The organism is Burkholderia sp. MR1-5-21 (genome assembly GCF_053427715.1).
The window spans coordinates 1-10088 of record NZ_JBSAXD010000065.1 but is presented as its reverse complement, the minus strand read 5'-3'; the positions used below and the strand labels follow the sequence as shown (position 1 = coordinate 10088).

Here is a 10088-nt window from a genome sequence, read left to right as displayed (position 1 = left end):
ATGCGAGAAGGACGCGGAACCACTTGGACGTAACATCATTCATTCAGTGACTAACCCTATATCTCGTTTGACGGGCGCGATCCACGTTTACGGTGGTGACTTTTTCGGTGTTGTACGCAGTGAGTGGGACCCAGAGACCCTCCTTGAGCAACGCTACGATCTAGAGAAGAACATGCAGCTGTTCGAAGAAGCCAATTCCGTCTTTGCCGGCAGCAAAGGCGTGTGATGACCGGACACAGCTCAGACGCAGCGCTTGGATGAGCTAACTGTCAAGGCCAATCGCGAACGCGTAACGCTGTCAAGTCACATGTGTGCAGCTTACTGTCGATCGCCACGTTCAGCCGCGCGCCAGAACGACGGGGACAGCGGGCCGCATTGCCGAAAACTTTCTTTACGGCGTATCGCGTGCGCCCGACTCGCCAACCCTTTCATACATCCGCTCGAACACCTCGGCATCAACAACCCCGTACTCGCCGTCGCCATACTGCAGCAGCCAGTCGCCCGGCCGACCTTCGAGCACGTCGCCTTCGCCGCCGACCGGCACGCGCATCGCCGACTGCAAACGCAGTGCATGGACCACGACAGGGCGCTTCCTGTATATCCCGTCGCTCACACGTTCATAGGTCTGATCGAAGCGGTCCCTGCTGATCGGCCACTGTTCGCCCACGATCCCGGTGGCCAGGGCGTCACCCGCTCGATAGCGCACCGGCCCTTCCAGCGTCGCGCAGGTTCCGTCCTCGTCGGCAAAGCGCACCGTAACAGGTGCAGGCCGCTTTATCACGCGCCATGCTTCGGGGTTGCTTGTCAGGTCCGGCATCGATGGCGTATCAATCATGCGGGGATATCTGTTTCCTGGTAACGAATCAGGTTCCGCCACTGTTCGTTTTCGCGCGACAGCAACGATGCCACCTCGATAGCGTCCGCGCGCAAGCCCGACATTGCGGCCCAATCGGGCGGATTCGGGCTTTCCATGCCGCTCGTCACCACCGACTCCAGCACGACGAGGCGCGAGCGCACCTTGTGCGATTGCGCCGCGACACGCCCGATTTCCAGCTTCGTCGTCACGCCGTGCAGGGCGGCTGCCAGTGCCGGAGATGACGCGCTGATCAGTTGGAGCAAGGCCATGCCTGGCGAATGATTCTGCGGGTACATGATCTCCAGAGCGAGGTGACCTATCGTGCATCCTAGCGCCAAAAAAAATAGACAATTAGGAATCCGATCCTCCGCCACTTCGCGCAATCGATGTGCATGCCTATGCGTGCGTTTGTGAAACGCAGATTGGCAACCGATCTCCTGGCGCAATTCGGAGGCCAGATCGGCGCGGTTCGCCAATGCGAATTCGTAACCCTCATAATACGATGGCAGTCCATCGGCGCTTAGCGAGCGCTGCAAGATCCATAGCTCCGCACTGCGCAATCGGTGCCCCGTGCGTCGCACATCCGTGTGCACGAATAGCGGTTCCTGAAACGGAGCGGGCATCGCGAGGAACGGCCGCAAGATCCGTAGATAGCGAATTTGCTCCGCGACGAAACGATGACCGAGCCAGATGCGGTGCCAATGCTTGAAGCGGGCATGAAAAACCGTCGCGACAATAAGAAGAAGCAACACAATTTCGACGCCGTTCCAGAACGACGCACAAAAGCAGACGCAACCGATGCTCGAGCAAACGCAAAAGCCGAGCTTCAATATTCCCATCACCGATGCAAATACCGCGGCCGATGCGAGCAGATACAACACCCATATGCTGCTACGATGCTTGCCGCCCGAGATGTTGGCCCGGCTATCGCACCATTCGAAACGCGATTGGAGGCCGTCAGGCGTTGCCAAGCGACGCTTTGCGGCCATGTCCGGTGCCGGGCTGTCACCCGGTTCCGTCGGCCTTTCCCCCAGAGCCAATTTGCGCACGCTGCGCAGGAATTCGTGGCCATCCAGGCGAAGGAGGGCCGTCATCGTTTCATGGAAGCAGCCGGCGCGTCGTTCGAGGAAACTGCAGCCGCAATGCTCGGCGGCATAGCGAGCCAGCATCTCCGTTTCCCGGTCTGGCACGACCAGTTTGTCGTCGAGCGGATTGAGCCGGCGTCGCAGAGCGTCGATCAGCACGCCTGTTTCCGGATCGCAAACGGTAAACAGGGTTCGCAGCAGCCCGTCCTCCAGGTCGCGCCGATCCAACCGGTACAGACATTCCTCGGTGATGCGATCCGCCGCGATGGTCCGAAGCGATCCCTCCAGGTCGATCCACAGTACCGGGAGCCCCGCCTGCACCGCCCGTCGAATCAGGCGCACGACCCCCCCCGCGGTGCCGTGAGCCGGGCCACCGTCCCATACCGCCACCAGCATGTCCGCATAGCTGAACGCCAGTTCGTCGCGCATCGCAAACGGCGCATCATCCGTGTGCAGCCGATGCGGTGGACAGCCGAAGCCGACCGAGCGCGCCGCGATCGCCTTGTAATCCGCGCACAGCGTGTCGGGCGTCACCAGATCGACGGGCACGCCGAGCCACTCAGCCGCTTTCATTGCGAATCTGTCGACGCCGTCCGCTTGACCCGTCACGATGCGTATCACCGGTCGTCTGTGAATGTACAGCGTGCTCGGAAAAAGCACGTGAACATCCTCGGCAGAGGTGTGGATGCCCGCAAACCGATCAAGCACGGCGTACAACGTCCGGAACGCGGGACCGTCGCCGTTCTCGTAACCGGCGTGCTGCATCAACCGTTCTTCGCGATGTCCGGCTACAAGCAGCGCAATCGAGGGCGGCAGCCGGGGGAAACTTTGCGTGTCGGTATCCATGGGCGGGCAGTCGAACAAATGGACATCGGTCAGGGGTCGTGATTCGAAACGCGTCCCAAAGCAATCTCAACTGCGCATCGAAAATTTCGCAACAGCAGCATCGACGCATTGAACCAGCACGGAAATCTCGCGCAGATGTTTCTCCGCATCTCCTTGAGCAGAATGACCCGTTGAATTGCGCGAGATGCTGCGCGTCGCGCCGATAAATCGCGCAAGCTCGCCGGCACGAACGACTACGCCCAGGTCGGGCCTGTCCACGTAGCGTCCGACGACCATGCCGACCAGACGTCCGCGTTCATCGATGACCGGCCCGCCGCTGTTGCCTTGATGCAGCATCGCCTGCACGACCAGAAAGCGACGTCGGTTTGCGCGTGCCGTGCTGTCCACACGTCCGCGCGTGATGACCGGCACAAGCGGCGACGACGGCGTGAGACCGAATCCGATCGTGAACACGGAACTGTCGTTGCGAACAGGTTCCGCACCGAAAACGGCGACTCGGGTCACGTGATGATGCGTTGCCAGCAGCGCCACATCCAACTTGTCGTCGATCGACTCAACCGATGCTTGAACGCTCGAAACGTCATCCAGCCAGACTTCAATCCGCTCGCAGCCCCGCACCACGTGACCGCTTGTGAGCATTTCGCCCGCGCGCGTGACAAAAAATGCCGTGCCGCTGCGGAAAAGACCTGCTCGGCTCTCCGTACCGCCTTTGCCGCGTATCTGGCTTGCGTCTGCACTCAACGCCTCTGCTTCTTCGCCGGCAAACCGCATTCGAAAAGCGCCGGCATCGTCGCACGATCCATTCGCGGCCTTCCCTCCCAGCAGGCCGGCAGCAACGATCATGCAGAGCAAGAATGAGCGACTGCGATGTCTGACCTGCCCCGCGGCGGCAATGTCACTTGTCCGCCAGTTTCCACTCGCCATTCGCGTTGCGGCAGGCATGCGCAGTCTGCTCATATGTCTTCCCTTCCTTCACGTACGTTTCGGTGAACTCCCGGCAGGTCTGCGCGCTCGGTGACGCCGTGTAGCCATTCAACAGCTTGATGCTGCCGGAGTTTCCGGTCTTCGCGTTATGCCAGTGCCTGGTCTGGCTGTTCTTCGAGTTCTGCAGCGCTTCCTGAACGGCACGATCCCGCGCCTCGCGATCGCGCACGTCCATTTGATGGCCGATCACGCCGCCAAGGAGACCGCCGATCAGGCCGCCGGCGACGATCGCGCCGGCGCTGCCATGGCTGAAGAGGCCGCCGAGCGCAGCGCCTGTGCCAGCACCGAGCAGCGTGCCAGACGTCGTCTTGTTCATGCTGCTTGATCCGTCTTGCGCGCACCCGGTCGTGATCACACTGGCCACGCTGGCACAGACCAATGCCGACAAACATTTATTCATCGCTTTTCTCCCTCAACAACTGATTTGGGGAACGCACGGCTACTTCGCCCAAATGCCGACCCGTGCGTTCCTCGCTTCCTGTTCGTCCGCCTCGTACTGGGGTGGCCCTCCGTGCCGGGTGCGTGCCCAGCCCGAACGAATTGCGTGCGCAGCGATGTCGTGCCCGTTTGCAAAGCATTGGTACGCGTCATCGCGTGCAAAGCACTGAACCAGGTTTCCCTCGCTCTCGAGGTAGCGTTGCATCGATCGTGCCGGGCGACCGTCCACACCCCGGACTCCATACAGGTTGACGATCTTTCCCGAGACGATGAGTGCTGCGGAATCGAGAATCTGGTCGACACTGCCCTGGAGGTCCGGCACGTGCGGTTGCAATGTCGCGCTGGCCACGCCCGGGGTCGCTGGCAGCGCTGGTGGACTGACCGCCGGCGTGGACGCGGGAATCACAGTCGGCGCGTGTGGGGCTTCGTGGCGCATGAACACCATCGCCAACGCGCCGGCTACGGCAACCAGTCCACCCACCGCGGCGGCTGGCACACCAATCCGCTTCATCCGTGCAGGTCCGACAGCCGTCTGCCCTTCCGAAGCCGGTGCCGCAGCGGTACGCGGTTGCGCGACGGGTGCGTGCATTGCCGTGTACTCAGCGCTGATGTCCGTCGGACGGGGCTGTTGTTCCGCTGCCTTTGCCGCCACTTCATGCCGTCGCGCGGCCTCGTCCGCGTTTGCCGCCACTTCCCGCCGGCGTGCCTCTTCGGCTGCTTTGGCCGCCGCCTCCCGCTGGCGTGCCTCTTCGGCTGCTTTGGCCGCCGCCTCCCGCTGGCGTGCCTCTTCGGCTGCTTTCGCCGCCACATCTCGCTTGCGCGCCTCTTCGGCTACCGCCATCAACTCGCGTCGGCGGCTCTCTTCGGCGACGTGTTCCGCTTTCGACACCGGCACCGCCACTTTCAAGATGTTCTCAGCCAACCCATCGACCCATGTCCAGACCTCATGGGACCGCGGATCGGCGTGGCGTAGCGGCCGAAAATCGATCCACTGATGTCGACGAAGCTCGTCCAGTTCCTGTCCAAATGCCGTTTCGTCGGCGGCCACCTGATCGACGCCGACATAGAGAATCGGGAAGGTGAGATCATCACGGCCCAATGCGATCATGCGGCGGTGAAAGGATTGGAACTCCGCATGACAATGCGGGCTTTTCAGGTAGCGGGGAGTGACGATCGGAATGAAAAAGACGGTCTGGCTAATTGTTCGTTCGATTGAAGCAGCCCAGTCCGCTCCGGGTGGAATAGCCTGAATGTCCTGCCAGATTGTGATATCGGCACCATATTGCAAAGCAATCGCTTTACCCACGATGGTGCGAAGCTGGCTCAAATGCCCATCGCTGTGCGCATCGTCGCTACGAGCGTAGCTCCAGAAACCCACGGGATTGGACATCTGCGAACGCTCCGATGACGAGAGGCAAAATCTTTACTTTTTCTTATTAATAATATGAGCGGATTAATCCAACGACGCCAATCATCATAGGATCTGCCATTGAATTCAGGCAACCCCCAAGGTTGGGCAACTCCATCGACTGTCCGTAATGGGCCGCGGTGTGGCCCCGCGGACCCCGTATCGATCGGCCCGGCATTCAACTGCAGAGTAGCCTGGGGTTTCAACAATAGGCCTTAACAAAACGCAGATTTATCGGGGATATATACCGCCTGAAAGTCGCTCAACCCTTATTAGGAAATTAACGGCATTGGGGCATACGCCCTTTCTCTAGGTGAGTCGAATCATCTATGCAGGCCGCGACAAGCTGCGTTTTCATTCACTTCATAGCCTTCCGCCACCTGGATTCGCCTCGCCATTCGACTTGGCAATATTCGCGAGTGACTGATTGAAAGAATTCTGAATGAAAAATGTCAGAATTCAGCAAATGCTGCGTCGTTTCTCACCACGATTGTTTTGAAGATAGATGATCGGGGTGGTAGGTGCTGTAAGTGTTTTTCCGCATGAGCATCGCTTCCGTACCGTGCAAAAGCACCTATTCAGACGTATCAGAGAATGCTTTCTTCTTCGATCGCAATACTCATTTATTCAGCGGAAAACGATTGAGGCTCTCCGCCGACTCAAAACCGGTTCGACGAACTTTCCACGAAGCGGACGTTGGATTCCTGGCAGGCAGCTTTCAGGCGGCGTGCATACACGTGTGTGACCGGCCGCCAGGAGACATTCTGCTTGCCGCGACCCTGACGTTCAGGCGTCGCTCCGCACAACAACCGGTCATTCGATTCAATCGCTCGAATGCTGCTTCTCGGCCTTTGCGGGCGGGCATTCAGCTATCGACGCTGATGGGTGTCTGCTGTCACTGCCAGTGAATGCGTGCTGTCGACTGCGGGTTCAACCGGTCAACGCAACGAATCGATGAAATCGCTCAGCCGGTGTGTCGAAGTTTGGTGTCTTTCGGGGGCGTTCGTGGAACCGCCTGACGACGGACTTTTATTCGCGGCCCCTGTCCGCGGTCGGTCGCACGCCCCCAATATCTGACGCTACGGGCGGAGACCGACCGGTTGCCTGGGGCCACCGAGATGTCAGAAACGGAAATGAGCCGACTAACAGCAGCGATCCCTGCCGAGATACGCAGCGACCGCCCCTGTCAGTGCGAGGCCGCCCAATTCCTCCGGCGATGCCAGATGCGCGGCGATAATCTCGCGATTATCAAGCCGCAGTTCGGGTAAGCAATCGAGGTGCAGTTCAAAGAAATGCACCCGGTCTCGTCGCCCGTCCCAGATGCCGCAGGCGCTGCCCGCGGGGGATAACGGGTACGACGAGAGACCGATTTCCTCCTCCATTTCGCGCTGCGCCGCTGCGTCAGGCGTCTCACCGGGCCGGAGACTGCCGCCAGGAAAATTCCATTCGGCCCGGTACGATGACTTGACCATCAACAGCGCCCGCCCGACGTAGATTGCGACCAGCGCACCCTCATGGCGAGGCCGTCGAAGGTGCCACCAGACGCGCGCGAGCCGGAATCCGATGCGAAGCACCGTGCGCCAGACAGCGTCGACAAGCATAGCCGGTCGTGCTCGCTCAAGGCTCGGCATGGGGTCTCTCCTTTCCTTTCATGATCAACGGATCTTCCGGGTCGTACACGTTCGTGTGGCTTGGGTAATTTGGCGTGAGTCGCACCACTGCTTTGGAAACCGCAGTCTAGCCAGTGCCTGTTCCCGTTCGGGATAGCGATTGTCAGCAATTCAAGGGCACATGTCGACTGACCGTTCATGGCCGAACCCGAAAGTTCGTCGTCGGCCTGCGCTCGATCGCGCTGATTCCGGCTCGAACTTCCGTCGTCGACCCGACGCAGTCACGACTCTCACGGTCACAATGGGATTACACTGAAAAAGTAGTATCAGGAGGAGGCAGTGATGACAAACTCCGACCCCCAAAGCACCTTCCGGGGGCTGCCGCTTACAGCGGAGCAGGACGCGGAAGTCAGACACTACATAAAGGTCCGAACCAGGCATGGCCTGCCGTGGGACACGCCGGAGCTGAGCGCGATGCTCAAGGACATGCTGCTACCCCCGGCTGACGACGACAGCGAACCCGACGACGATGCCGACTCCCTGGAAGACGAAACCAAAGCGGCCGCCGAGCGCGCAACGGCGTCGGTTGACGAAGCGATGGATCCCATCGAGGCGAGTGAGGAGCGAAATGCGGCCATGGAGTCGGAAAGCATGAAAGGCCCCAGACGGTAAAACCGCGGCCAATGATGCTTGCCGCCAGGCAGCTCCGTATGCGTGGAATTACGAGGCATGCCTCACGAGTTCGCTGCGCATGATTTCAACGCTTGAACGGGTAGCGTCGCCCCCGAGGCACCGGGCCCCGCGACATCTCCGCTGAACACGAGGTGGCTGAACATGCGGCTGATCGAACCGGATGAACACAGAGACTTTCTGGCGACCCTGGAGCGCCGTGGTTTGGCAGAAGGCGATTTCGATCTTCAGGAAACGGATACGACGGACCCGAAGGGTGACGAGAACCTCGGGCTACAGGGCTATGTCACCATAACCCGGTTCTCGACGCAGATTACGAAGGAATACGTGATCGGCGACGAAAGCGACTGGCTACAGCATTTCAGGAAAGATCTCGAAGCAGGTGCCTTCGACAGACCGGAATGAGATCCCGAATTCCGTCGATGCGTGCAAGCGCCCTCTGCACGAAATCTACGCAACCCTCCCGCCCGCGGCCGCGGGTTCCGCCCCCCGATAATCTTCGACAAGCCGGTGTTCTCGCCACCTGTGCGGAGATGTCAATGTTTGCGATGCATCCAGCCCATGTGGTGGGAATCCAGCCACAAAGCCATGTTCTGGCCAGGATGCTCACTCCAGTAACGGCGAACCACCGCGACTGCGACAACCGCGACCACCGCACAACCAACCACCACACCAATCATTGACTGAGTCATGGTAGCCTCCACGCCGAACGCGACCATGACTGAATTTTAGGCGTCTTGGGACACTATTTCCCGATACCTGCGTCATGCGCAAAACCCCTCATATGATTGGGGTCACCGACATGCCGGCGCTCGCCGAGGATCGAACTAACATTGGAATCTGCTTGCGTGCGCAATGTTCGTTCCAAATCGGACGCACAGTGCGCGCTGCGCGACCCATCCCGACAGCGCAATCCCCGCCCCCACCTTTCACCGCGCCGCGAACGTATCGCACGCGCTCAACTGCCCCGATTCGAGCCCGCGCCGCAGCCAGTACACACGCTGTTGGCTGGTGCCGTGCGTAAAGGTCTCCGGCACCACATAACCCTGCCCTTGCTGCTGCAAGCGATCGTCTCCGATCGCCGCAGCCGCCTTCAATCCCTGCTCGAAATCGCCCGGCTCGATCAGCCGCTGGTTCGCGCGCTGCGCGTTGTTCGCCCACACTCCGGCAAAACAGTCGGCCTGCAGCTCCATCCGCACCGACAGCGCGTTCGAATGCGCTTCGCTCGACCGCCGGCGCGCGGCGTCGACCTTCCCGGAAATGCCGAGCAGGTTCTGCACGTGATGACCGACCTCGTGCGCAATCACATACGCCTGCGCAAAATCGCCGCCCCCGCCGAAGCGCCGGCGCAGTTCGTCGTAGAAGCCGAGATCGATATACACCTTGCGATCGGCCGGACAGTAGAACGGCCCCATCGCGGTCTGCCCGGTGCCGCACGCCGTCGGCGTCGCGTTCGTGAACATCACGAGCTTCGGCGGCTGGTACTGCTCGTGCAGTTGCGTCGCGAAGATGGTCGTCCAGGTCCGTTCGATATTGCCGAGCACCTTGCGCGTAAACACCGCGCCGGCGTCGGTCGCAGGCGGCCCCTGGCGCTGCGCCGGCGCAGGCTGAGCATGCTGCTGCGCACCTTGCAGCGCCGACGCGCCTTCGAGAATCACGCGCGGGTCGATCCCGAAGAAATACGATGCGGCGACCGCGACGACGATCGTGCCGATGCCGATCGTCGCGCCTCGCCCTCCGCCAAAACTACCGCCGGCACCGCGGCGATCCTCGACGTTCTGGCTTTCGGTTTCGTCGTCCAGCCTCATGGCCGGCTCCTCCCTTCGTTGTCGTTGCGCCGGCCGGACAGACCCCGGCAGGCGAGAAATTCCCAATGCGACGGACAGCGTCCGGCTCGCCATCGCGCGGTGGCGCCGAAACCGGGCAACCACGCAACCGCGGCACACCCCGGCCAGTCACGCGTTACCGCCTCGCAGACATGTCGATACACGACAATCGGGGCGCCCGAATGACAGACCGGCGCGCGTCCCGCAACGGCGCGCGTGGCCGCCGCCATTTTGCCGCCCTTGGCGGCTTATCGCAAAAATACGGAGCATAGAGCGATCGAGCCTGCGATATCGTCATTCTTTGCAAAATGACGACACGCGGCCTGAGAGGACGAGAAGACGAGA

Annotated in this window: 10 protein-coding genes and 1 pseudogene; 3 read left to right on the top strand and 8 right to left on the bottom strand. The window is 60.8% G+C overall.

What is annotated here, in order from left to right; all coding sequences use genetic code 11:
* Window positions 1–226: pseudogene (locus ACV229_RS40135) on the top strand (hypothetical protein); the annotation flags it as partial.
* 165 nt (window positions 227–391) lie between these two features.
* On the opposite strand, the gene ACV229_RS40130 reads toward ACV229_RS40135, so the two are convergent.
* The 6 genes from ACV229_RS40130 to ACV229_RS40105 all read right to left on the bottom strand — a co-directional run bounded on the left by ACV229_RS40130 (window position 392) and on the right by ACV229_RS40105 (window position 7248).
* Entirely contained in the window at window positions 392–835 is a 444-nt protein-coding gene (locus ACV229_RS40130) for a PGDYG domain-containing protein (RefSeq protein ID WP_448088586.1), read from the bottom strand.
* Window positions 832–2787, bottom strand: coding sequence for a hypothetical protein (locus ACV229_RS40125; protein ID WP_448088585.1), 1956 nt, complete (start codon window positions 2785–2787; stop codon window positions 832–834). Before ACV229_RS40125 ends, ACV229_RS40130 begins: the two co-directional genes overlap by 4 nt.
* A gap of 66 nt (window positions 2788–2853) precedes the next feature.
* Window positions 2854–3630 (bottom strand): S1 family peptidase, encoded by a 777-nt coding sequence (locus ACV229_RS40120; protein WP_448088587.1) that lies wholly within the window; start codon window positions 3628–3630, stop codon window positions 2854–2856.
* A 52-nt stretch (window positions 3631–3682) separates the two neighbouring features.
* On the bottom strand, window positions 3683–4159 hold the full coding sequence (locus tag ACV229_RS40115; protein WP_448088584.1) for an RT0821/Lpp0805 family surface protein: 477 nt from the start codon (window positions 4157–4159) through the stop codon (window positions 3683–3685).
* A gap of 51 nt (window positions 4160–4210) precedes the next feature.
* Window positions 4211–5599: a TIR domain-containing protein gene (locus tag ACV229_RS40110; protein ID WP_448088583.1), complete on the bottom strand. Its 1389-nt coding sequence runs from the start codon at window positions 5597–5599 to the stop codon at window positions 4211–4213.
* Between the two features lie 1160 nt (window positions 5600–6759).
* Window positions 6760–7248, bottom strand: coding sequence for an NUDIX domain-containing protein (locus ACV229_RS40105; RefSeq protein WP_448088582.1), 489 nt, complete (start codon window positions 7246–7248; stop codon window positions 6760–6762).
* 321 nt (window positions 7249–7569) lie between these two features.
* Between ACV229_RS40105 and ACV229_RS40100 the strand changes: the two genes are divergently transcribed.
* Together ACV229_RS40100 and ACV229_RS40095 are read left to right on the top strand one after the other, a co-directional pair.
* Entirely contained in the window at window positions 7570–7899 is a 330-nt protein-coding gene (locus ACV229_RS40100) for a hypothetical protein (protein ID WP_448088581.1), read from the top strand.
* A gap of 162 nt (window positions 7900–8061) precedes the next feature.
* The gene (locus tag ACV229_RS40095; protein WP_448088580.1) at window positions 8062–8322 is read left to right on the top strand and encodes a transcriptional regulator; all 261 of its coding nucleotides are present in this window, start codon (window positions 8062–8064) and stop codon (window positions 8320–8322) included.
* Between the two features lie 131 nt (window positions 8323–8453).
* Here ACV229_RS40095 and ACV229_RS40090 read toward each other — a convergent pair whose 3' ends face one another.
* Window positions 8454–8609 (bottom strand): hypothetical protein, encoded by a 156-nt coding sequence (locus ACV229_RS40090; protein ID WP_448088579.1) that lies wholly within the window; start codon window positions 8607–8609, stop codon window positions 8454–8456.
* A gap of 237 nt (window positions 8610–8846) precedes the next feature.
* A complete protein-coding gene (ypfJ, locus tag ACV229_RS40085) occupies window positions 8847–9725 on the bottom strand; it encodes a KPN_02809 family neutral zinc metallopeptidase (protein ID WP_448088578.1) in 879 nt (292 codons plus the stop codon).
* Between the last annotated feature and the right edge of the window lie 363 nt (window positions 9726–10088).